This window comes from Rhodococcus sp. DN22 (assembly GCF_036669995.1).
In the GTDB taxonomy this organism is placed as follows: Bacteria; Actinomycetota; Actinomycetes; order Mycobacteriales; family Mycobacteriaceae; genus Rhodococcus_F; species Rhodococcus_F erythropolis.
The window spans coordinates 103,013-125,989 of the sequence record NZ_CP133329.1; the positions used below are offsets into that span (position 1 = coordinate 103,013).

The 22,977-nt window shown below is 62.4% G+C and carries 16 protein-coding genes and 3 pseudogenes; 8 read left to right on the forward strand and 11 right to left on the reverse strand.

The features are described 5' to 3' along the window. Window positions 1-198 precede the first annotated feature (198 nt). Window positions 199-3,768, forward strand: a complete 3,570-nt coding sequence (gene metH / locus RA302_RS33375; protein ID WP_215515923.1) for a methionine synthase — start codon at window positions 199-201, stop codon at window positions 3,766-3,768. Beyond that, a complete protein-coding gene (locus RA302_RS33380; RefSeq protein WP_030538118.1) occupies window positions 3,761-4,078 on the forward strand; it encodes an MGMT family protein in 318 nt (105 codons plus the stop codon). The genes metH and RA302_RS33380 overlap by 8 nt, the downstream gene beginning before the upstream one ends. Before the next feature lie 378 nt (window positions 4,079-4,456). Here RA302_RS33380 and RA302_RS33385 read toward each other — a convergent pair. The 3 genes and pseudogenes from RA302_RS33385 to RA302_RS33395 form a co-directional block, all read right to left on the reverse strand. Further along, window positions 4,457-5,044: pseudogene (locus RA302_RS33385) on the reverse strand (uracil-DNA glycosylase family protein). A gap of 140 nt (window positions 5,045-5,184) precedes the next feature. Beyond that, window positions 5,185-5,847 (reverse strand): carbonic anhydrase, encoded by a 663-nt coding sequence (locus tag RA302_RS33390; RefSeq protein WP_030538117.1) that lies wholly within the window; start codon window positions 5,845-5,847, stop codon window positions 5,185-5,187. Window positions 5,848-6,189: 342 nt separating this feature from the next. Next, window positions 6,190-6,729 carry a DUF488 domain-containing protein gene (locus RA302_RS33395; protein ID WP_024488101.1) on the reverse strand — a complete coding sequence of 180 codons (540 nt, stop codon included), beginning with the start codon at window positions 6,727-6,729 and terminating at the stop codon, window positions 6,190-6,192. Between the two features lie 420 nt (window positions 6,730-7,149). Here RA302_RS33395 and RA302_RS33400 point away from each other — a divergent pair, with 420 nt between their 5' ends. Next, window positions 7,150-8,097 (forward strand): recombinase family protein, encoded by a 948-nt coding sequence (locus RA302_RS33400; RefSeq protein WP_024488102.1) that lies wholly within the window; start codon window positions 7,150-7,152, stop codon window positions 8,095-8,097. Between the two features lie 141 nt (window positions 8,098-8,238). Here the strand turns inward: RA302_RS33400 and RA302_RS33405 are convergent, their stop codons facing one another. Beyond that, complete coding sequence (locus RA302_RS33405) at window positions 8,239-9,441, reverse strand: IS110-like element IS2112 family transposase (RefSeq protein WP_030538088.1); 1,203 nt, start codon at window positions 9,439-9,441, stop codon at window positions 8,239-8,241. A 204-nt stretch (window positions 9,442-9,645) separates the two neighbouring features. Between RA302_RS33405 and RA302_RS33410 the strand changes: the two genes are divergently transcribed. Next, the gene (locus RA302_RS33410; protein ID WP_030538089.1) at window positions 9,646-9,966 is read left to right on the forward strand and encodes a hypothetical protein; all 321 of its coding nucleotides are present in this window, start codon (window positions 9,646-9,648) and stop codon (window positions 9,964-9,966) included. A 17-nt stretch (window positions 9,967-9,983) separates the two neighbouring features. Here RA302_RS33410 and RA302_RS33415 read toward each other — a convergent pair. The 6 genes and pseudogenes from RA302_RS33415 to RA302_RS33440 form a co-directional block, all read right to left on the reverse strand. After that, window positions 9,984-10,376: pseudogene (locus RA302_RS33415) on the reverse strand (transposase); the annotation flags it as partial. A gap of 165 nt (window positions 10,377-10,541) precedes the next feature. After that, entirely contained in the window at window positions 10,542-12,230 is a 1,689-nt protein-coding gene (locus tag RA302_RS33420) for an acetoacetate--CoA ligase (RefSeq protein WP_051721018.1), read from the reverse strand. Beyond that, window positions 12,227-13,474: an IS21 family transposase gene (gene istA / locus RA302_RS33425; protein WP_030538092.1), complete on the reverse strand. Its 1,248-nt coding sequence runs from the start codon at window positions 13,472-13,474 to the stop codon at window positions 12,227-12,229. Before istA ends, RA302_RS33420 begins: the two co-directional genes overlap by 4 nt. 91 nt (window positions 13,475-13,565) lie before the next feature. Continuing rightward, complete coding sequence (locus RA302_RS33430; protein WP_116058458.1) at window positions 13,566-14,360, reverse strand: transposase; 795 nt, start codon at window positions 14,358-14,360, stop codon at window positions 13,566-13,568. Beyond that, window positions 14,320-15,411, reverse strand: coding sequence for a hypothetical protein (locus tag RA302_RS33435; protein ID WP_003941566.1), 1,092 nt, complete (start codon window positions 15,409-15,411; stop codon window positions 14,320-14,322). Before RA302_RS33435 ends, RA302_RS33430 begins: the two co-directional genes overlap by 41 nt. A gap of 528 nt (window positions 15,412-15,939) precedes the next feature. Further along, a complete protein-coding gene (locus RA302_RS33440) occupies window positions 15,940-16,605 on the reverse strand; it encodes a transposase (protein ID WP_338481280.1) in 666 nt (221 codons plus the stop codon). Here RA302_RS33440 and RA302_RS33445 point away from each other — a divergent pair. From RA302_RS33445 to RA302_RS33455, 3 genes are all read left to right on the forward strand, one after another. After that, a complete protein-coding gene (locus RA302_RS33445; protein WP_269138916.1) occupies window positions 16,496-17,047 on the forward strand; it encodes a hypothetical protein in 552 nt (183 codons plus the stop codon). The genes RA302_RS33440 and RA302_RS33445 overlap by 110 nt on opposite strands. Window positions 17,048-17,631: 584 nt before the next feature. Beyond that, the gene (locus RA302_RS33450; protein WP_128638078.1) at window positions 17,632-18,402 is read left to right on the forward strand and encodes a pentapeptide repeat-containing protein; all 771 of its coding nucleotides are present in this window, start codon (window positions 17,632-17,634) and stop codon (window positions 18,400-18,402) included. Between the two features lie 122 nt (window positions 18,403-18,524). Further along, entirely contained in the window at window positions 18,525-19,670 is a 1,146-nt protein-coding gene (locus tag RA302_RS33455; RefSeq protein WP_030537799.1) for a hypothetical protein, read from the forward strand. Between the two features lie 153 nt (window positions 19,671-19,823). Here RA302_RS33455 and RA302_RS33460 read toward each other — a convergent pair. After that, window positions 19,824-20,784: pseudogene (locus RA302_RS33460) on the reverse strand (transposase). Window positions 20,785-21,272: 488 nt separating this feature from the next. On the opposite strand from RA302_RS33460, the gene RA302_RS33465 reads away from it, so the two are divergent. Further along, window positions 21,273-22,517 (forward strand): IS110 family transposase, encoded by a 1,245-nt coding sequence (locus RA302_RS33465; protein WP_029537710.1) that lies wholly within the window; start codon window positions 21,273-21,275, stop codon window positions 22,515-22,517. Window positions 22,518-22,977: the final 460 nt, after the last annotated feature.

Here is a 22,977-nt window from a genome sequence, read left to right on the forward strand (position 1 = left end):
CTGATCTGACCGTCATTTCTTACTCCGCTTCGTCATCGACCATGCTCCAGTCGCGAGCTGTGCCCCGCATCGTCCGCGGGCACGGTTCGCGGTCCTTCTACGTGTCGATGGCAATCGTCCTGTTAGGTAAATGCATTGAACCGTTTCGAGACCAAGGATCCGAACACCGTTGATTCCTCGGAGCCCGCTGTCGGCGGCTTGTCTGCCCCATTTAACTCTGCCCTGCTTGATGCGCTGAAACAGCGCGTTGTCATCGGCGACGGAGCGATGGGCACCATGTTGCAGGCCGCGGACCTCACCCTGGACGACTTCCTCGGCCTCGAGGGGTGCAATGAGATCCTCAACGACACCCGTCCCGACGTGCTCAAAGACATCCACCGTGCGTACTTCGCCGCTGGTGCCGATGCCGTCGAGACCAACACCTTCGGTTGCAACCTGCCCAACCTCGCCGACTACGACATCTCTCACCGGATCCGCGAACTCGCGGAAAAAGGCACTGCTCTCGCCCGTGAAGTAGCGGACGAGATGGGACCAGGCCGCGACGGCATGGCCCGATTCGTACTCGGCTCGATGGGACCGGGAACCAAGCTCCCCAGCCTGGGACACGCACCGTACGCAGTCCTGCGTGACGCGTACACCGAAGCTGCGCTCGGCATGATCGACGGTGGCGCCGACGCCATCCTCGTCGAAACCTGCCAGGACCTGCTTCAGGTGAAAGCTGCAATCCTCGGCAGCCAGCGTGCGATGGAGCAACTCGGACTGCGGTTGCCGATCATCACGCACGTGACGGTCGAGACAACCGGAACGATGCTCCTGGGCAGTGAGATCGGTGCGGCGCTGACGGCACTCGAGCCACTCGGTATCGACATGATCGGTCTGAACTGTGCCACCGGGCCGGCCGAGATGAGTGAACATCTCCGTCATCTGTCCAAGTACTCCACGCTGCCGGTGTCGGTCATGCCCAATGCCGGCCTGCCGCAGCTCGGCCCCAAGGGTGCCGAGTATCCGCTGACTGCCGACGAATTGGCCGAAGCCCTCAGTGGTTTCGTTTCCGAGTTCGGACTCGGCCTCGTCGGTGGCTGCTGCGGTACGACGCCCGAGCACATCAGCGCGGTCGCCGACGCGGTCCGTCAGGTCGAGAAGGCCCAGCGCACGCCGATCCACGAGCCGAGCACCTCTTCGCTGTACTCGGCGGTGCCGTTCGAGCAGGACGCCAGCATCCTGATGATCGGCGAACGCACGAACTCCAACGGCTCCAAGGCTTTCCGCGAGGCGATGCTCTCCGCGGACTACCAGAAGTGCCTGGACATCGCCAAGGACCAGACCCGCGACGGCGCACACATGCTCGACCTCAACGTCGACTACGTGGGCCGCGACGGTGCCGCCGACATGTCGGAACTTGCCAGCCGCCTGGCGACGTCCTCGACGCTGCCGATCATGCTCGACTCCACCGAGCCTGCCGTGCTGCAGGCCGGCCTCGAGCACCTCGGTGGCCGCTGCGCCGTCAACTCCGTCAACTACGAAGACGGCGCCGGCCCCGAATCGCGTTTCCACAAGATCATGACTCTGGTCAAGGAGCACGGCGCGGCGGTCGTCGCCCTGACCATCGACGAAGAGGGCCAGGCTCGCACCGCCGAGACGAAGGTCGCCATCGCCAAGCGTCTGATCGAGGACATCAAGGGAAACTGGGGACTCGCCGAGTCCGACATCATCGTCGACGCCTTGACCTTCCCCATCTCGACCGGTCAGGAAGAGGTACGACGCGACGGCATCGAGACCATCGAAGCGATCCGTCAGCTCAAGGCTGCGTACCCGGAACTGCACTTCACCCTGGGTATCTCGAACATCTCGTTCGGTTTGAACCCGGCCGCACGGCAGGTCCTCAACTCGGTGTTCCTGCACGAGTGCACCGAGGCAGGTCTGGACACGGCGATCGTTCATGCGTCCAAGATTCTGCCGATGGCCCGAATTCCTGACGAGCAGCGTGAAACCGCACTCGACCTCGTCTACGACCGTCGTAGCGAGGGCTACGACCCGCTGCAGAAGCTGATGGCTCTGTTCGAGGGTGTCTCGGCTGCGTCGGCGCGCGAGTCCCGTGCGCAGGAACTGGCGGGACTTCCGTTGTTCGACCGGCTCGAACGCCGCATCGTCGACGGCGAGCGCAACGGCCTCGACGACGACCTCACCGAGGCGATGACGGTCAAGTCCCCGATCGAAATCATCAACGAGACACTGCTTTCGGGCATGAAGACCGTCGGTGAACTGTTCGGTTCCGGACAGATGCAGTTGCCGTTCGTTCTGCAGTCCGCCGAGGTCATGAAGGCAGCAGTTGCGTTCCTCGAGCCGCACATGGAAGCGAGCGACGAGGACGGCAAGGGCCGCCTCGTCATTGCGACGGTCAAGGGCGACGTCCACGACATCGGCAAGAACCTTGTCGACATCATCTTGAGCAACAACGGTTACGACGTCGTGAACCTCGGCATCAAGCAGCCCATCGCGACCATTCTCGATGCTGCGATCGAGCACAAGGCCGATGTCATCGGCATGTCCGGACTGCTCGTGAAGTCCACTGTCGTGATGAAGGAAAACCTCCAGGAACTCAACGCACGCGGAGTCGCCGAGAAGTTCCCGGTTCTGCTCGGTGGTGCGGCGCTCACGCGCTCCTACGTCGAGAACGACCTGCAGGAGGTGTACGAGGGCGACGTCAGCTATGCCCGCGACGCCTTCGAGGGTCTGAACTTGATGGACCAGATCATGACGACCAAGCGTGGTGGCGGCCCGGCGCCGGACAGCCCGGAGGCCATCGCTGCTCGCGAGAAGGCTGCCGAGCGTAAGGCTCGTCACGAGCGTTCCAAGCGCATCGCCGAAAAGCGTAAGGCTGCAGCGGTTCCCGTGGTCCTGCCGGAGCGTTCCGATGTCGCTACCGACATTGCGGTGCCGACACCGCCGTTCTGGGGCTCGCGCATCGTCAAGGGAATCTCTCTGTCCGAGTACTCGGGGCTGCTCGACGAGCGCGCTCTCTTCCTCGGCCAGTGGGGCCTTCGTGGTCAGCGCAAGGGCGACGGTCCGACGTACGAGGAACTGGTCGAGTCGGAAGGCCGTCCGCGGCTCCGGTACTGGCTCGATCGGCTGACGTCCGAGGGCATCCTCGCGCACGCCGCGGTTGTGTACGGCTACTTCCCGGCGATCTCGGAGGGCGACGACGTCATCGTGCTCACCGAACCGAAACCGGATGCACCTGAACGGTTCCGGTTCACCTACCCGCGTCAGCATCGCGACCGTTTCCTGTGCATCGCTGACTTCGTGCGCTCGCGTAAGGAAGCAGAAGCGACCGGTCAGGTCGACGTTCTTCCGTTCCAGTTGGTGACGATGGGTCAGCCGATCGCGGACTTCGCCAACGAGTTGTTCGCGTCGAACTCGTACCGTGATTACCTCGAGGTTCACGGAATCGGCGTCCAACTCACGGAATCTCTGGCCGAGTACTGGCATCGACGCGTTCGTGAAGAGCTTGTGCTCCCCGAGGGGCATACCGTCGCGGAGCAGGACCCGACCGAGGTTGCCGGCTACTTCGATCTCGAGTACCGCGGCGCTCGTTACTCGTTCGGATACGGCGCGTGCCCGGACCTCGAGGATCGTGCCAAGTTGGTGGCGTTGCTCGAACCCGAGCGAATCGGCGTCGAATTGTCCGAGGAACTGCAGCTGCATCCCGAGCAGTCCACGGACGCTTTTGTCCTGCACCACCCGGAAGCAAAGTATTTCAATGTCTGAGTTGTTGACCGAAGTATCCGAAGAAGGACCCTCTCCGTTCGCTCGCCGCGTCCTCGACATCATCGACGGTATCCCGGCAGGCCGAGTGATGACATACGGACTGATCGCTACCCTCGTCAACGGACATCCTCGCCAAGTCGGGCAGGTCATGACCCGTTGGGCAGACGAAACCCAATGGCATCGCGTGGTCTACGCCAACGGCACTCCCGCTACCTGTCACGGCAATAGTGCTCTCGTCCTACTGCGCGACGAAGGAACGCCCATGCGTGGCGGACGGGTCGAGCTCATACACGCGTTGTGGAATGGATGATCCACCGGACGTGATGGCGAGAACCGTCCTGCAATCGCCTTTGACGAAATGTCATGTCCACCATGTGAATAAGTCTTCTTCACCCTGGTATCTGCCTCCCCGGGACCATGTCTTAAATCTGGTATGTCGGATGAGACACGGCCCCTCGCTGCGCGGCCTCGGCATGCTTCCAGTGAAATGGCAGTTGGCGACACATCCGGGGGCAGTGTGTAAGGCGCGAGAGCGTGTAGCGCCGGCGCGGCGTGTGAACGGGGTGAGCTCAGCGTCCGAGAGGTCCGTCCGGTATCGGTTCGGTGATGTAGACGGTCAATTGATCACTGACGAACACAGGTGTGTGCGTGCTTCGCGTTGAACTTCTACGTGAAGAAAAGAGATCTTTCACAGGGCGAGCGAACGAACTGCGGTCTGGACGATTGGCAACACGTCCTTCTCGAACCACAGGTTCTTGGCAAGCCACGGCTGGTTGCGCGGAGAAGGATGTGGGAGGGGAAGGTACCCCAACGGCAGGTAATCCTTCGCTGCTTTGACGGTCTCGGTCAGCGTCGGCTTGCGCCGACCACGTAGATAATGTGCCTGCGCATACTGACCGACCAACACCGTGAGTCGGACGTCGAGCAAACGATCGTTCAGTGCCTCATGCCAATGAGATGCGCATTCGGATCTCGGTGGTTTATCGCCCGACCTGGCTTTGCCTGGATAGCAAAAGCCCATCGACATGACGGCTACCTTGTCCGGGTCGTAGAACTCTGTGGGCGTCAGACCGAGCCAAGTGCGCAGGCGGTCACCTCAGGGATCGTCCCAGGGAACACCCGTCGTATGGACTTTGCGGCCGGGCGCCTGGCCGATCACACGCAGCCGAGCCGATGGGCCTGCTTGCAGTACGGGACGCGGTCCGCACGGCAGGTGGTCCGCGCAGAGCGTGCACCGTCGGATGTCCCTGAGCAACTCAGCCAATGGTTCCGGCATATTCCCCCATCTCCGGGGTCGAGGCAAGCATAGAAGTGACGTCGTTATCGGATGCGTTCGAGGTCGTCGGCGTACCGGGAAATCACCGTAATTCGGGTGGAAGGCTCGAAGCCGCGTCGGTAGGCCGGCTGACAGGTTCCTCAGTCAGCGGGCAGCGGGGCGTCGAGCCCCCCAGTATTTGGCACGGTTTCTCCTATGTCTCCAACCGTGCCTCGAAGACGCATATGCCCGTCGGACAATGTGTAGGTGACGCCGACGATCGCGCAGGCGCCTTTGTCCACTTTTTCCGCGATGATCCGCGACCTCTGCATAATCAACGACCCTGTTTCCACCACATGATGGCCTTCGAGTTCGTCGACCGTCGACAATCCCTCGCGACGGCCCATCAGGATCGAGGGGGTGACGCGCTCGATCACACTACGAATGAAACCGTCGGGCACCGCGTTCTTGTCCAAGGCATCGAGAGTGGCTTTCACTGCGCCGCAACTGTCGTGGCCGAGGACGACGATGAGTGGCACATCGAGCACGTCTATGGCGTATTCGATCGAACCGAGCACCGAATCGTCGAGCACATGACCTGCCGTGCGCACGACGAACATGTCGCCGAGACCCTGATCGAAGATGATCTCGGCGGCTACGCGCGAATCACCGCAACCGAACAGCACCGCGGTGGGATGCTGTTCGTTGACCAGCTTCGCGCGGTCGACGATTCCCTGGCTCGGGTGAATGGACGCGTCGTTGATAAATCGCTCGTTACCCTCACGAAGAGACTTCCAAGCGGAAATGGGGCTTGAACGTGGCATTCATTCATTGTGCACACGACGTCTTCCGCATTGCTGACAGGGTTGCACTAATCCACAAGTGGTGAGGTACGACCAGAAGGTAAGCACGAACGCGTCCGTTCGATACACGTATCTGTACTCCGCGATCGACTGCAGTACCTCTTCGACCTCACGGCGAGAGTCGACAACGAACCTCCTGTACCAACGGTCGCTGTGATAGCGAATGACCGCGTGTTCGTGATCGCGCAGGGACTTGGCCGGATCGAGCGCGCGATCACTAACAATGGATCATGCCGTCGGGTAGTTGGGTTTCCGTGTCTGCGGAAACTCTTCGGCTCACTTCACCCACTGAGCCCAGTGCGCTCAAGGCGACGTCTCCGACGAGGCCGGGTAACTCACACGCGACCCGTCAACGCGCGCGAACGAGGTGAGCGTATGCGGAGGTGCCGACTTCTTGGTCATGATGTCGAGCACGACGACACCGCGCACCACGAGCGCATCGCCGATCATCGAACGATGGCATCGCCACGGCACAGCTTCCGCGCACATGATCGCTGCATCGCTGTTGTGTCCTCGCTCCACGAGCAGGTCGATCGCATCGGCAAACTCTTCTGTCTGCATGTAGTCCGCGTACCCCTGGAACGACGCGTTCCGCCAGGCACCGTTGATGCTGTCCTTGCGTACATGACGCAAACCGCCCAATGCCGTCATACGGCGGTACGTGATCTTGCGCGCACGCACGCTCGCCGCCAAAGCAGCCTCACCGAACTGCGGATTGTGCCGGGACTTGGCGATGGTACGCACGTCGATCAATTTCCTGATCCCGTACGTCTCCAAGAGATCAATGAACTCGTCGATCGGGTGCGTTGAGTGTCCGACAGTGTAAATCGTGATATCTGACATGACGCCACGCTACGTCGCCTTCACCCCGCAGACGTCGTACCGAACCGAAGACCATGCGGTCGGCGGAGGGCAACGCCTGCCCGGCGGCCGGCCACCTTCGGTGTCCCCCGAAATGAACTCCGCTTCCGTCTGGAAAGCCTTCTCTTTGTTTTCCTTAACCTCTTTGGCGGGCGGTTTCGCGTTGTTGCTCGTAGGTTTCGGAGCTGCCTGGGGACGCTGCGGTATGGCTTATTTGTTTTCGCTGTGTGTATGGCCGGAAAGGAATGGCCGCCGCCGGTGTTCTCGACGACTCGATTGCTTATTGCACAGAACACCGCCACTTAGCAAATAGGGGCCACAACGTACACCCAGCCCATGCTTGTCTGGAACTCGTGTCGTAAAACTATGTCGAATAACCCTGCTTCTGAGTATTGTCGACAGATGTTGTTCGGTTACGCACGAGTCTCGAGTGCAGATCAGAATCCAGCTCACCAAGTCGACGCGTTGGCGCAGGCGGGCGTCGAGGTCGAGAACATTCATCTCGATCATGCCGGCGGTGCGAAAGCCTCACGCCCGCAACTCGATGTCGTTCTGGCGCGGTTGCGGGGTGGGGACACGTTGGTGATCACTCGCCTCGACAGATTGGGGCGCTCGGTACTGCATCTGATCACCCTCGGTGCGCAGCTGCGCGAGCGCGGGATCGAGTTGAAGGTCCTCGAGCAGGGAATCGACACATCGACCGCGGAAGGCCGGGCGATGTTCGGGATGCTGTCGGTACTCGCGGAACTTCAGCGTGAGCTGATTGTGGCGAACACTCGGGACGGCTTGGCCGCTGCGCGGGCGCGCGGCAGAAAGGGCGGCCGCCCATCGAAGCTTACCGACGATCAAATCGCGCTCGCTCAGCGACTGTACGACGCGGGGGAGAATACGGTCGCGCAGATTGCGGCGATGTTGAACGTGCCCCGCACGACTGTGTACGGCCATCTCAACAAGAACAAGTCAGCTTCGACCTCCACAGCGCATCCTCCCGGGGACGTTCCTGTGAATTCTGTTGTGCACGTGCGAGTGCCACGCACCTGCCCGACGTGTGGTTACGAGCCGAGTACGCGAGCGGAAGCCGCTCATCAACGGGGCGACCTGGCCGTTGCATGGCTCCATCCGGATGTCGACGATCCGAATGCGGTCGTCATCCGTTCGCACTGTCGCCATTGCGAACCCGAGCCACCCGCTTTCGACGTCGCGTGCGCCGTATGCGGTGACGGTCCAATTCTTGCCGACACCTTCGCGCAGGCCGCGGCAGTCGAAGGTCTCCCGGTTCCTGTTCAACAGTGGCTGACTGCCAGTGGGTGGAATTTGATGCCCACCCTCCTGTGCCCGGACCACCGATGAGAGGCGACGATATGGATTTATCAGTGAAAACCCAAGCGGACCTGCGTAAACGAATAGTGCACGGTTGGAATACCGACACTCCACCAGTCCCGGCCGCCTGACCACACCCTTTCACCAGCGAAGCGAGTTTCAATGAGGAAATCAAGCAGTTCGAAGAGCGGGTGCATCAACGATGAACAGCCGGTCGTCGCGCAACAATGCCCAGATCACGTTCACTCGTCGACGCGCCAAGGCGATAACCGCTTGAACGTGCCTCATTCCTTCACTTCGTTTCTTGAGGTAGAACTCGCGATTCGGTCCATCTTTGATGATCGAGGTTTGAGCGGAGAGGTAGAAGACCCGCCGCAGTCGCCGGCTGTAGCGTTTGGGTCGGTGCATGTTGCCGGTTCGGCGACCGGAATCGCGGGGGACCGGAACCAAACCGGCTGCCGAGGCAAGGTGTCCGGCATCGGAGTACGCCGACATATCACCGGCAGCGACAACGAATTCCGCGCCGAGGATCGGACCGATACCGGGCATGGATTCGATGACCGCAGCCTGCGGATGGCGGCGGAAGGTCTCACCGATCTGCGCGTCGATACGAGCGAGCTGGACGTCCACTGCGAGGACTCGGTCGGCGATATCGGCCACCAACTGCGCCGCAACAGCCTCACCAGGCAGGACCACATTCTGCGCAGACGCCGCCTCCCACGCAATCTCGGCGACACCGTCCGCCCCGCGCACCCCACGTTTACCAAGCCACAAGCTCAAGCGAGTGCGTCCGCGTCGCCGAATGGCACGCGGGGTCTGAAAACCGGTCAACAACACCAACGCGCCCTTGTGTCGCCCGAAGTCGAAAGCCCGCTCGAGCGCAGGAAAGACACCGGTGAGAGTGTCACGCAGACGGTTGATCAGCCGGACTCGGTCAGCGACGAGATCGGTCCGATGCGAGGTCAACAGCGCGAGTTCCGCGGCCAACTGAGCCGGTGGGATCAACACAGACAGATCATGTCGGTGTCGAGCAGTTTCCGCGATCACATAGGCATCGCGGGCATCGGTTTTCGCCTCCCCTCGATACGCGCCGGACATCCTGTTGACGGTGCGACCAGGGACGTACACCGCACTCTGGTCGTGTGCGGCGAGAAGAGCGAGCAGCAACGCAGAGGAGGTTCCGGAAATATCTACCGCCCAATGGAGTTCGTCGGCCAAGGCCAGAATCTCGCTCAGCGCGTGCAGTATCGCGGTCTCGTCGTTGATGATCTTGTGCGACCACACGATCAACCCTGCTTCGTCGACCACTGCTGCCCAATGATGGCCCTTGCCTGCGTCGATTCCGACCCATGCGTGGGTGTGAGTTTCTCTCATTCGCTCCTCCATGTCGCCGACTCGTGTCAGGCCCGAGGAACACCCCACCGTCATCTCCGTAAACAGTGCTCGAAGCACATTTTTCAATCAGCAGCCAGGGCGTCCCGAAGCGCTGGGCGGCCACTCGTTTCGAGCCACACAAGGCAAGACACCATCAGCCACACCCAGCACTTCCGGACCAACTAACAACTTACGGAGGACACCATGACCGCAGCAGCATTCACCTTCACTCCCGATGCAGACTTCGTCGACCGCGCACTCGACGCCGAGCTCCGCCGCGACAGCGAATCCGTCGACCGGAAACTCCGCACCATGCTCGCAGCCCTCGACGACTCCCTCGCCGGAATCAGTGATGCACGCGAAGAGCTGCACACCCTCTACACCGCCCCCGGCACGGACACCGCCGAAGACGTTGCCGCCCATGACCAGGACATCGCAACTCATCTCGCCGAGGCTGCCCGCAACCTCCGCGCAGCTGCCGAGATCCTGCGCAGTCACCGGCAACTCACCTCACCGCGACCCTGACCTTTCATGCCCACCGGCGACAGCAAGGACAACACGATCTCGTGGACCTCGTTCAATCGACGTTGGCGCTTTTTGACGATCTGCGGCTCGAATGTCCCTTCCCGATCACGAGGGACCTCGATCGGAACGTGACCGCTGGCCTCGGTCAGCACCGTTTTCGATCTGGTTCCGTTTCGAATGTTCGTAGACTCCCGATCGGGCGGAGCTTGGTTTTTGTCGTGCCCGAGGTGCTCGGTCATCTCCTCGTTCAGTGCGGTTTCCAGGACGGTTTTGGTGAACTGTTTGAGCAGGCCGTCCGGCCCGGTCAGCGACAGGCCCTGCTCCTTGGCCAGGCGCACCAACTCTGCGGCCGCCGCAGCTTCCGCGGAGGGCTCGGCCCTCTTCTTCGTCACATCTTCCAGTGTCGTCATCTCGGCACCTCCTCGCCGAGCATTCACTCAGCGTCTCGGGCCAAAACACCGATTGCGAAACAGTCCCGGCAGCCACCAATACTTTGGAAAACATCGTTCTTCTGAACCTCGGCTCGTTGCTCGGATGGCGTGGCAGGGAGGGAAGCGGTGCATGCGCCCCGGTTGTCAGGGGGTCCTGCTCGCGGCATCGGTGCGGGTGAACCGGGTGAAGTACCGCAGGGCGTCGGGGTCGTCGATCGTGTCGGATCCGATGATGCGATCGACGTCCGCTCCTTGGACGATGCGTTTGATCGGTATCTCGATCTTCTTGCCGGTGCGGGTGTGCGGGATGGCGGGTACTTCGATGATCTCGTCGGGAACATGGCGAGGGGACGCGTGGGTTCGGATCGCGGTGGTGATGCGCTCGCGGAGCTCCTGGTCGAGTGACCTTCCCCGTGCGGGGACGACGAACAGCGGCATCCAGTAGCCGCCGCCGTCGAGTTCGATTCCGACGACGAGTGCCTCGCCGACTTCCGGCAGGTCTTCGACGATGTCGTAGATGTCGGCGCTTCCGAAGCGCACTCCATGACGGTTCAGCGTTGCATCCGATCGACCGGTCACGACGACGCTGCCGCGTTCGGTCACGATTACCCAGTCGCCGTGACGCCAGAGACCGGGATAGGTCTCGAAGTAGGAGGTGCGATACCGGGTCCCGTCCGCGTCATTCCAGAAGAAGACGGGCATCGAGGGCATCGGTTCGGTGACCACCAACTCGCCGACGTCGCCAATGACGGGCCGACCGTTCTCGTCGCGGGCTTCCAGGGCCACACCCAGCATCGGTGCGGACAGCTCGCCCGCCCACACCGCCGTGTTCGGGGCGCTGCCGGCGAACCCGCTCACCACGTCGGTTCCGCCGCTGACGGAGGCCACCTGGATCGTCGATCCGACGTGGCCGCGGACCCAGTCGTACTGTTGCTCGGCCAGGGGTGCGCCCGTGGATCCGAGTATCTTGAGGTGGCTTAGATCGAGGTTTCGGGCGGGTTCGACACCCATTTTGGCGCAGGTGAGCAGGTATCCGGGGCTGACTCCGAGGACGCGGGCTCGGCAGTCCGCGGCGATCGTCCACAGGCGCTGCGGGTTCGGATACGTCGGACTGCCGTCATAGACGACGATGGTCGACCCGAGCAGGAGTCCGGACACGACGAGGTTCCACATCATCCAATTAGTGGTGGTGTACCAGAAGAAGCGGTCTCCCGGCCCGAGGTCGTGGTGCAGGCCGAGCAGCTTGTAATGTTCGAGCAGGACTCCGCCGTGTGAATGCACGATGCCTTTCGGTATTCCGGTGGTCCCGGACGAGTACAGCACCCACAAGGGGTCGTTGAAATCGACTCGCTCGAACTGCACCGGCGCGGGGCGAGCGAGGATGTCGGCCCATGCGTGAGCATCGGCGACAGCGAGGGCGTCGGTCAGGACCGGGACGTGCACGGTGGACCGCACCGTCGGCAGCAGGTCCTGCAGCGCGGCGACGTCGCTGCGCCGGTCGTGGGGACGACCGTGCCAGGTGTTCAGATGCGCAATGGCATCACGCTGCAGACCGCGAGCGTGGTCGAAGTCGAACTCCTCCAACGATTTACGGGCAGGGAAACGAGCGGCGCGGATCCGGGATTCGCCGCCGTGACTTTCTCGCGCGGAGACTTCCCGCTGCAGGCACGCGACCAGAAATTCTTCGTGAGTCCAACTCTCTTCACGTGCTCGTTCGGTCAATCGTCCGGCGGCATCACGCAAGGTCGGTGCTTTGAGGGCGCGGGACAGGAAATTCAACTCGGCGGTCAGATCATGCTGAGGCTGCCGGGTTCCGCTGTTGTTGGTGGTCATAGTGCCTCCGTTCCATCGTAGTCAGGGACGTCGAACATGGCGTCGTAATCGCTCAGCGATCGAATCTGAACCTCCGGTTCAGCCGCCGGGTGAACCACTGTGATGCGGTTATGGCGCAGTGTGACAGCAGCTTTCACGTGATCGGAATCGGAGATCGTCTGATGTTTCGCCCACGCCCGAACATGATCAGCGACGCACCGGCCCGCGCACCACACTCGCACCCGGGCCAGATCGGCGGTGACCTCGATGCGCTGTCCGATCACCGACGGATGCACCGAGTAGTCGTTCGAATCGAGTCGGATGTAGTGATCGCGGGCCAGTCTGGTCGAGTACTGCCATCCGGTCACCGGTGGCACGGGCGGCAACTCGAGCATTCGGGCGCGGTCGGCATCGATGCGATCGGCCGGGGCGCAGCCGAGGGCGCGTTTGCGACGGCTGTTCGCGATCGCTAACCACGCCGACAGTTGCCGGTTGAAATCATTGGGACCGGTGAACGAACGGCCGGGCAGAAACGAGGTCTCCAGATAGTCGTGATTGCGTTCGATGATGCCCTTCGCTTCCGGATCGGCCGGCTTACAGACGAGCACTTTCGCACCGAGAGTGCCGCGAAATCCCTGGCAGTCCTGCGTTAGTTCCACCTTGCGGTGCCGCCATCGGCCGATGGCACCTTCGCCGTCCCAGACAAGTACTCGGGGCACTGCGCCGAGCCCGACGATCAGGTGCCACCAGCCGGCGAACAGGTCTTCGGCGCCGCGGGTGGGAATCAACAAGGCAGAGAACCAGCGCGAATATCCGCAGGTCATCGTCAAGACCGGTAGTTTCGTCGCGGTCCGAACATGGCCGTGATCGATCGGCAGAGTGATCGGAGGGAACCAGAAGTCGCACTGAGCGATCTCGCCGGGAAGATACGTGGTTCGTGAAGCCGGGTCCGGCGGCAGATAGACCGGTCGGAGTTCGGCAACCCTTGTGCTCAGGGTTCGGATTGAGCGGTCCCAGCCGATGCGTTCGGCGATCACCGTTGCGGGCATCGTCGGGAACTCGTGGAGCAACTCCCGAATGCGGGGTTCGACGACGTCGACGATCGAACCAGATTTGGCGCGTTGATATTTCGGTGGTCCGTCGGCGGCTAACGCCGAGCGGACGGTGTTGCGGGAAACTCCCATCAGGCGAGCGATTGCCTTGATCGGCAACCTTTCGCTTCGATGCAGACGCCGGATTTCGGCCCAATCTTCCACGGACAGCATCCCTTCGTCCCTCCTGGCTCGACTAGAGCCAGGATCGGCGGTCAGGGGTCAATATTGGGCTCTCCGCATTTGAGCGGGGCGTGTGCTGATTTCATGCTGCTGGTCTCTGCCCTCGGGTGAGGGCGATGTGGACCATGATGCGCCTTCGGTAGTTGTCCATGTTGGTGAAGCCGCATCCGACACGCTTGGTTTGCTTGATGATCCGGTTGAAGCCCTCGGTGCGGGCGTTGGTCACGTCCTCGGTGAGCGCGACGAGCACCGCTGGCCACCAGGTGTCGATCGTGGTCGCCAGGCGGCTGGTTTCCTCCATGTCGGCGCGGGCGGCGGCGTCGTAGAAGTCGTACAGCCTGCGCCGGATCTGGTGCGGCTGGTGTTCGGCCAGCAGCAGGCGCAGGCGTTCCTTGACGGCATGCGCGGCGGCGATCTCGTTGGTCGGATCCTCGGCGGCGAGGGCGGCGTTGAACCGGGCCTTTTGCTTCACGGTGAGGTGCTCGTAGCCGGTGAGCAGCAGTTGCCGGCTGGCCCAGACTTTGTCGGTGGCGGTGCCGCGGCGGCCGTGCAGTTGCCGGGTGATCCGTTGACGGACCTGGGTGACCATGAGGTTGGCGAGGGCGACGAGATGCCACTTGTCGACTGCGATCCGCGCGTCCGGCAGGGCGGTGCGGATCCCGGATCGACAGGTACAACAGCGCCCGCCCGCACACCCGCCTCGGCAACGCCCCACCCGCCGAGTACGAGGCAGCGCACTGCGCTGAGCCCACCAAGTCATCGCGACCGGCAATGACACCTGCATAGACGTGGCATCAACGCGTAGATGTTTCAGTTTCTTCTGTGCTGGGGCTGTGTCAGGTGCTGGACCGGGTGTAGGCAGCGGCGCGCACCACATCGTCGTCCTCCAGTCCAGCTCCTAGTGCTCCGCCCACGGTGGCCAGGCTGGCGGTGAGCCAGCTGATCTTCGCGTAGTCCAAAGCGTTCACTGGGTGACCGGCGACACCGGCCAGTACCTGCTCGTCGATGAGCAGCAGCGCGCCGACCCAGGACAGGATGAATAAGCCGAGGTAGAACACCACAACCCCGATGGCCACGGTCGCGGTGGTGGCCAAATTGAACAGGATCACCTGCTCACGTTGGGCTCGCCGCCGTGGGCGCTCCCACAAGTCGGCTCCCAGGATCAGGGTGGCACTCACCGCCCCGATCGCCATCACCGCCAGCAGGACCAGGCGCACCGGCCCGTAGGCCATGGCCAGTACCCATAGGTCCGAGGCCACCAATGTCAGCATGCCGGTGGCCGCTGCCACGACCATCGCCCGGGAGAGCCGGGCCACGAAGGCCCAAGGCTGGTTGGCGCGGATCATGCCCAGCAGCAACCGCACGTTGCCGCTCAGCACTCGGGCCGTGAACTGCACGACGTTGTCGTCCGGGCGTTCGTCGAGATCGGTGGACAGCTGGTGGGCTCTTCGAGCAAGATCCCGCTGGGCGTTGAGGTCTTCGGCGTCGTAGCCCAGGAGCTGCCCGACCACGTGCACGGTGGTCTCTTGCACCTTCTGCCGCACGTGCACGGCTCCCAGGGTTGGGACGGAGACCAGTCCTACCCCGTGCACGGGGCTGAGCTGGGTGAGCACCGGACGTCGGCCGGTCTTCAGGGGGATCTCGGTGAGCACCACGGCCAAATCCCAGTTCTCCTCCAGCACGCGGTTTCGGGCCGCCTCCAGCAGGTCCAAGGTCTCGGTGGGTGGATCGACCAGCCGGTCTTCGGCCATCTTCAGTTGCCAGCGCACTCCCGGATACCGCTGCACCAAAATCTTGCGCACCGAGGTGGTGACCTCGGGGCCGAGCATCGCACTCAGGGATGGTGAGACCACCAGGCCGATGAGCAGCTCGGCATCGGAAAGGGGTTCGGCAGGATCGGCGGTGGATCGGCAACGCTTAGCAGTCATCGCTCCATGGTGAGGCAACCACGGGCCGATTGCCACTGGCTCGATGGAGCCCCGAAGGTTTCGTGCAGCACCGCGGGCCGGATTCGGTGGTCGCCTCGATCCCGGAGAGAGCGGTGCTGCTCACTGCGAAATCCTCTCCCCGCCGACGCCGCCAGCGCGAAGACATCACAGCCAGCGGGCCCGGGACCTGCCGGTGTCGAGGACGGCTTCTCGATGATGCTGCAGTGACGGATCGGTTGAAGTGCTTCGGCGGTGTGGGAGCAGTGATCAGCGTGGGGGCGGTCGATTCCGTTCGGACAGGTGATGCATCGACTGCCCAGCGGCAGGTGCGGTACTGATGCGGGGGTACCCGGTGCAGGGGTGTCAAGGCCCAGCTCCGAAGACGGCAAGCCGGGCACGTGAAAGGCGAATTATGGCCCGCCGCAACCCGAGCGGGAAGGCATGTGTGTCACGAGGCGCCGAAGACGGGCCGGGCGTTTACTGCAGAGATAAATGGCTCTCCGCATTTGAGCGGGGCGTGTGCTGATTTCATGCTGCTGGTCTCTGCCCTCGGGTGAGGGCGATGTGGACCATGATGCGCCTTCGGTAGTTGTCCATGTTGGTGAAGCCGCATCCGACACGCTTGGTTTGCTTGATGATCCGGTTGAAGCCCTCGGTGCGGGCGTTGGTCACGTCCTCGGTGAGCGCGACGAGCACCGCTGGCCACCAGGTGTCGATCGTGGTCGCCAGGCGGCTGGTTTCCTCCATGTCGGCGCGGGCGGCGGCGTCGTAGAAGTCGTACAGCCTGCGCCGGATCTGGTGCGGCTGGTGTTCGGCCAGCAGCAGGCGCAGGCGTTCCTTGACGGCATGCGCGGCGGCGATCTCGTTGGTCGGATCCTCGGCGGCGAGGGCGGCGTTGAACCGGGCCTTTTGCTTCACGGTGAGGTGCTCGTAGCCGGTGAGCAGCAGTTGCCGGCTGGCCCAGACTTTGTCGGTGGCGGTGCCGCGGCGGCCGTGCAGTTGCCGGTGAGCAGCAGTTGCCGGCTGGCCCAGACTTTGTCGGTGGCGGTGCCGCGGCGGCCGTGCAGTTGCCGGTGAGCAGCAGTTGCCGGCTGGCCCAGACTTTGTCGGTGGCGGTGCCGCGGCGGCCGTGCAGTTGCCGGGTGATCCGTTGACGGACCTGGGTGACCATGAGGTTGGCGAGGGCGACGAGATGCCACTTGTCGACTGCGATCCGCGCGTCCGGCAGGGCGGTGCGGATCCCGCCCGCGTACGGCGCGGACGGGTCGATCACGACCAGGTCGATGCCGGCCCGGAACGCGGGTGTCTGCAGCGCGAGCCAGTCGATCACGCACGCCCCGGAGCGTCCCGGGGTCAGCCCGAGAAGGTGCCCGGGCAGGGTGGGGTCGGCGTTGACGAACGAGGTCATCCACGGGTTCGACCGTGTCCAGCCGGCCTCTTCGAGCACCCAGCGCACCGACCGGGCGCGGGTCTCGTCGATGCCGAGCACGCGGGTGGGTTCCGGCTCGGGCAGCCACTGGTTGGCCAGTGCGATGAGCGCCCGGTGCGCGGTCGACCACGCCACCTGGTACTCGCTAGCGACCTCGCTGACGGCGCGGTTGCCCGACGCGATCGCCGAACCGATCTTCTCTCGTAGCCGGGTCGTGAGCCGCGACCGTGCCGGCACAGCGCGGGACTGCTGCGTGAATGTCGCTGTCCCACAGGCCGGTTCGCGGCACACCAAGCGCCGTTTGAGCCACCACAGATCGGTTCTTTGGCCGGAGGCAGGCAAGTCCTTGACTCGAACCAGTGGCCGCTCCTTGATCCTTGAGGTGAGCACCCCGCACTCGGGGCAGGCGCCCTCCGGGTCGATGACCTCGATGACGACACGCACCGTGTCGGCATCGATTCGTTCGAGCTGCAGGACGGTGAACTCGTCCTCCAGCCCGAGCAGCACTGACGTACCCTCGTTCATGCTCGTGGCCTCGCTGTTGTCGCGTTGTGAGGAACCAACAGCATGTCGGGGCCACGAGCCCCATCAACTACCGGGCACCCCGCTCAAGCGCGAAGAGCCCAATATTGAATTGCCGTACTTGATCAGTTTTCACGTGCCGTCGACACCTGTGGTTTCGGGTCTCGGCGGGTTCCGCTGCGGTTTCTGCCGTCGCTTTGCTCGCGCTGGTTGTCGTGGGGATCTCGAAGGAATGGCTGGTAGTGCGGTACAGCGCAGTATTGGCCCCGTTGGGCGCGATTGTGGCGGCGTCGATTGCATCGGCTGGTGCCGCGCGATTGGCGATGGCTCAGACCGCAAATGCTGACAGAACTCGGCTCGAAGATGCCGAGAAAGATCTGTGGAGTCGATTCGAGGGGGCTGCGAAGCAGCTCGCTGATGAGTCGCACTTCGCGATTCGGGTAGCAGGGGTTTACGCCTTCGTCGGTTTGGCTGACGACTGGCTCCGGCTTCGACGCAAGAAGAATGTCACCGCTCGGGAGAACATCGTGCGAGCTGAGTGCGAGACGATCACAGACACCCTGTGTGCCTACCTCCGTCAAAATAATCGCAAAGTCCCGGATGTCACTGGTCCGAACGATGAGTCGCGCGCACGAGTAAAAGCTCAGCGAATAGTGAACGAGGCAATAATCAGCCAGTTCCGGATACATCTGCAGTTCGAGAAGAATGGCGAAGAAGCCGGGGGCCTGTGGGCTGACATTGGGCTGAGACTTGATCTGCGCGGCGTCGACATTACGAGCGCCTATTTCGACGGGATGGATCTGAAGGATTCGGTGTTCGTAGACGCTGACTTGTTCGACGTCGACTTGAGTCGATCCAACCTCAATGGTGCGAATCTGCGACGCGCGGACTTGTCCGGTGCGGATCTTACAAAAGCGTCGGTGGAGGAGACCAACCTTGAGTCGATCAAATACGACAGTGAAACGAAGTGGCCTGACGGTTTCAGACCGCCATCTAGTGCGACAATGCGGCGAGTGCCTCGCCGACACGAGCTGATCTGACGATCGGGGTGGTGATTGTGAGATTACGGTGGTCTTAAACCGATCAATGGAGAGAAACCGTGCGGAAAGCCCATAAACGGCGGGGAATTAGTCAAAAGTCCTTGACGTCAACGGATCTCCATATGTCGGTCGCAACTGCGCCGGCTGCATCCCTGCTGAACCTCGGAGATGAGATCCGGCAATCGCAGTCGGCTCTGCTATACGCCGATACGGTCACGCTCATCAGCCCACGTGCCACTCTCATTCATTCGATCGCGGTCGTCGAGGATGCCCCGGATTTGGAGATGCTCGAACTCTTGGTGGCGGTCGCGCCGGTTTACGCGCCACAAGCTACACACCAGCTCAAAGAAATTCTCCATAGGGTGCGTTCACTTCCCCCTGGCAACCAGCTTAACAGCACGCAACGCAAACGGCGGCGCCAGGCGCTCGGAGAGTTGTTCGACGCGATCCGTCCCGGCATCACAGAACTTCAAGACCGAATCGGTGAAAGCTTGGAGAAGATGCGATATCGGGAACTGGCACTCGCTATGGACGCAGGGCTGCTGACCATTGATCCACTACCCGACATCGATGTCCGCAACGTCGGCGACGACGCTGACGACGACATCGCCGCGAGGTATTTTGCACGTGTGCAACAAGCACTGACGAGCCAGAACACGTATCCGCTCTTCGATACGACGACGAACAACCTGGTTAACCTCGGGGTAGAGGAAGGAATCTTCAGCCCGCCCCCGTCAGCTCGCCGGCGAGGCCGCGACGCTTCCCTCGCCACTGGGCTTTTCGATCGCCTGCCGAACTTCGAACACGCGAACATGTCCGAAATCCTCGACATTCGCCAGGAACTGCGCGACCCGCTCCACAGGTTCCGGCAAGGCGTTCGTCAGATCACCAAAGACATTGAAACTGCTCCCGAAGATCCCCAATTTGCTCACGAGATCGACGAGGCATGGACTACCACCGTCGCGCCTGCATTGGCTGAAATTGAAGCCATGATCGAACAGAATTCCTCTCTGCGAGAGAAGGTTCGCCGAGTTGCGTCGGACCCTGCGGCGCTTTCGGGACTAGTGGGTGCTGTCGGGTTGGGAATTGCCGCCGGCCCGGCATCGGCCCTCCCGTCAGCAGTCGCACTCATGCTCTCCAGCACTGCTGCCGTAGTGGGCGGAGGACTTGCCGCTATCCGAACCGACCTGACGCAGCACGCAGCGCGTGAGGCGATTACGAAAACGCAGTTTTACTTTCTGTACGGCGCAAATGTTGCTCTGGCCTGAAGAAGATCGATGAGGTACATGACCTAGTGCGGTGGCATCCACGCTATGAGTCTGGTTGGTGTGGGTGGGTTCGGTGTCGGCGTTTTAGGATTTGACCTGCGGTGATGGCATGTCCCTGGGGTGGTTGTTGGGGGGGTGTCCCTATGGTTTCTGTCAAGCGGCTTGAGTTGTGGGAGGTTGGTAGAGGGTTTTGGTCTTGAGCATGGCGAATAGGACGTCGCATCGGCGGCGGGCGAGGCAGATGAGCGCCGCGTTGTGTTTCTTGCCTTCGGCTCGTTTTCGGTCGTAGTAGGCGCGGCTGGTGGGGTCGTGCAGCGCGGCAAAGGCCGAAAGAAAAAGTGCTCGTTTGAGTTTCCGGTTGCCCGACCTCGCGGGGTGTTCACCGCGGATCGAGGTTGCCGATCGGTGGGTCACGGGTGCGATGCCGGCGTACGCGGCGAGGTGTCCGGCTGATTTGAATGCCGAACCGTCACCGACTTCGAGGAGGATGCGTGCTGCTGTCCTGATTCCGATGCCTGGCATCGAGATCAGGACGGAGGAAAGAGGGTGGGCATCGAGCATCCTCTCGACGTCCACAGCGATTGTTTTTCTTTGTTGCAGTGTCTCTTTGAGCGAGTCCGCCAGTTTGGGCAGAACAGTCTCGGCAGCCGCGGATTCGGTTGCTGATGCGGGTTGCTTCGCCGGCGAGATCGTCATCGAAACCGATCAGCACATCCAGCTCGGCGAGTGTGTCATCGCCGGTATCTACTCGCCGCAGCGTGTGGGGCATGGTCCGGGCCGTATCGGCGATGATGAACGCATCCCGCGCATCAGTTTTGGCTTGCCCGGGATACAGATCTGCGATGCGGCGCATCGACAGACCTGGAAGGTACGCGACCTGGTGCCCGCAGGATCGGGCGACGGTGACCGGCAGGGCGCCGATCGTGTTGGGCTGATCGACGACGATCAACAGCGGCCCGTGTGTGGCGAGGCGGTCGAACACAGCGCGCAGGCGGTCCTCGTCATTGGGTAGGGCTTTGTCGTAGAGACGGGTTCCGTCGACGGCGAGACCGACGGAGTGATGTTCGGATTTTCCCACGTCGATGCCGCAAAACACGGCGTAACTCGTGTCCATGAAGCAGTCCTTCGTCCGGTCACCACCGGTCGCCGATCCGACGTCAACACCCGACACCCACGTTATGAAGAGACCTGCTCACGATCAGCGGCCCTGTCCCTAATGACATCCGAACGGTCGCTGCGGAACGGGTGCTGGTCTGCTGTGGTTGTTCGCCGCTGGTGGTCCCGGCCGACCGATAGATGCCTGCCCTGTCCCAGGGGACATGCGATCCCTCCTGATAGATCGGCGCTGCGGCGTGTCGGGACCACCACTCGCTTGTTGGTCCTCAATGTTGTTGGTTGTGGTCCAAGCCCGTCCGCACGGATCGATACCTCGTAGTTCGCGAGCTTTGAAGCTCTCAAACGAGACCGGAACCGTACGGATCGCTGGGATCGTGAACGGCTCATCGGAGGGAAGGCCATCGAGCCTCGTCATTAGGGTGCCGCGCGTTCTCGTTGGGTGGGGAAGCCACGCGAAGGAGATCAGACGTCGAAAGGTAGAGGTTCGTGAAACTATTCTGTGGGATTGATTGGGCCGAACGTCACCATGATGTGGCAATCGTTGACGGTGACGGCCTGTTGGTCGCCAAACTCCGGATCGATGACAGCGCTGAAGGATTCGGTCAATTACTTGGGTTGCTGTCCGAGGCGGGTGATTCGCCCGACGAACCGATTCCCGTGGCGATCGAGACATCACGTGGCCTGCTCGTCGCGGCGCTACGTGGAACGGGGAGAGCGGTCTATGCCATCAACCCGATGGCGGTGGCCCGGTACCGCGATCGGCACTCGATGGCACGGAAGAAATCCGATCACGTGGACGCGATGATGCTGGCGAACATTTTGCGTACCGATGCGCACGCGCACCGGACGTTGCCTGCCGACAGCGACCTCGCGCGGGCGATCACGGTGCTCGCCCGCGCTGCTCAGGATGCGATCTGGCGGCGCACCAAGGCAACCCAGGAACTGCGGGCACTGCTGCGCGAGTACTATCCGGGCTTCCTCGCGGCATTCGCCGGCAGTAGTCACACCAACCTCGCGATGCCAGATGCCCGCGCGATACTCGCGATCGCACCAACACCAGCGCAGGGCGCCCGCTTGACCAAGACTCGCATCGTTAGCGCACTGCGCCGGGCGGGCCGGCAACGTCGGCTCGAGGACACCGCGACCCGAATCCTAGAGGCGCTGCGGCGACCACAACTGCGACAACCCCTGCTGGTGGAGAAGGCGTTTGGCCGTCAAACGATCGCCTTGCTCGGCACTCTGAACGTCGAGTGCGAAAACGCCGATGAACTCAATGAGGCAGCCACCGAAGCATTTCGGCGGCATCCCGACTTCGAGGTCATCACCAGCTTCCCCGGTCTCGGTGAGTCCACAGGGGCCCGCGTCCTGGCAGAAATCGGCGATGACCGCGGCCGGTTCGCCGACGCTCGCGGGCTCAAGGCATTCGCCGGCTCCGCGCCCGTGACACGGGCGTCCGGGCGCAGCACCTGTGTGACCCACCGGCATGTGAAGAACAACAGGCTTGCAGCGGTGGGCTTCGTCTGGGCCTTTGCGGCGATCCCGCGACCGGGCCCGGTCAAGGACCAGTATGACCGGCGTCGAACACACGGTGACCGGCATGCTGCGGCGCTGCGCAACGTCTTCAATCGACTTCTGGGTCAGCTCTATCACTGCCTTCAGACCGGTCAAACCTACGACGCATCGAAGGCCTTTCCCGGCTCCGTTCATGATGCGGAACCGGCAGCTGCTTGACGACTTGCGTTGATCGGAGGTCTATCAGCGGTCCGTCGACGCCCCACACCCGGCGACACCACCCCCCGGATCATTGATGACAGGGGCGAGAAGTCATACCGGGTCTGGCGACCGTAGCCCTCGGTTTCAAGGACCAGCTAAAAGATAACGGGGCGTTTCCTGACTCCGTCTCGGATCCGCCATGGAATGGCGAGACAACAGCAGAGAGCGGGTAGGCGCAGAATAGTGCCGTCGTGCGCGAATCGGCCCGCACAAGTGGATAGGTGACCGGGATCGACGGCGCACCGTCGGAGATCGTGTAGGTGAGATCCATCGGCAGCCCTCCTGTTCACGTGAGCGGCGCAGTCCACGAATGTGCGAGGTCTGTGAGGAGTGTGACCGTGCAACGATCAGCTCATCCCATTGTGCGCCCGACGACGGGATGAAATGACGTTCGTCATTGGTGTGTCCGGAGCGTGCG

What these genes read in the sequence shown, in the direction of transcription:
- RA302_RS33380 (WP_030538118.1), top strand. Translation starts at nt 3,761, where the DNA reads ATGTCTGAGTTGTTGACCGAAGTATCCGAAGAAGGACCCTCTCCGTTC.
- RA302_RS33390 (WP_030538117.1), bottom strand. Translation starts at nt 5,847, where the DNA reads ATGCCACGTTCAAGCCCCATTTCCGCTTGGAAGTCTCTTCGTGAGGGT.
- RA302_RS33395 (WP_024488101.1), bottom strand. Translation starts at nt 6,729, where the DNA reads ATGTCAGATATCACGATTTACACTGTCGGACACTCAACGCACCCGATC.
- RA302_RS33400 (WP_024488102.1), top strand. Translation starts at nt 7,150, where the DNA reads ATGTTGTTCGGTTACGCACGAGTCTCGAGTGCAGATCAGAATCCAGCT.
- RA302_RS33405 (WP_030538088.1), bottom strand. Translation starts at nt 9,441, where the DNA reads ATGAGAGAAACTCACACCCACGCATGGGTCGGAATCGACGCAGGCAAG.
- RA302_RS33410 (WP_030538089.1), top strand. Translation starts at nt 9,646, where the DNA reads ATGACCGCAGCAGCATTCACCTTCACTCCCGATGCAGACTTCGTCGAC.
- RA302_RS33420 (WP_051721018.1), bottom strand. Translation starts at nt 12,230, where the DNA reads ATGACCACCAACAACAGCGGAACCCGGCAGCCTCAGCATGATCTGACC.
- istA (WP_030538092.1), bottom strand. Translation starts at nt 13,474, where the DNA reads ATGCTGTCCGTGGAAGATTGGGCCGAAATCCGGCGTCTGCATCGAAGC.
- RA302_RS33430 (WP_116058458.1), bottom strand. Translation starts at nt 14,360, where the DNA reads ATGTGGTGCGCGCCGCTGCCTACACCCGGTCCAGCACCTGACACAGCC.
- RA302_RS33435 (WP_003941566.1), bottom strand. Translation starts at nt 15,411, where the DNA reads ATGACTGCTAAGCGTTGCCGATCCACCGCCGATCCTGCCGAACCCCTT.
- RA302_RS33455 (WP_030537799.1), top strand. Translation starts at nt 18,525, where the DNA reads ATGTCGGTCGCAACTGCGCCGGCTGCATCCCTGCTGAACCTCGGAGAT.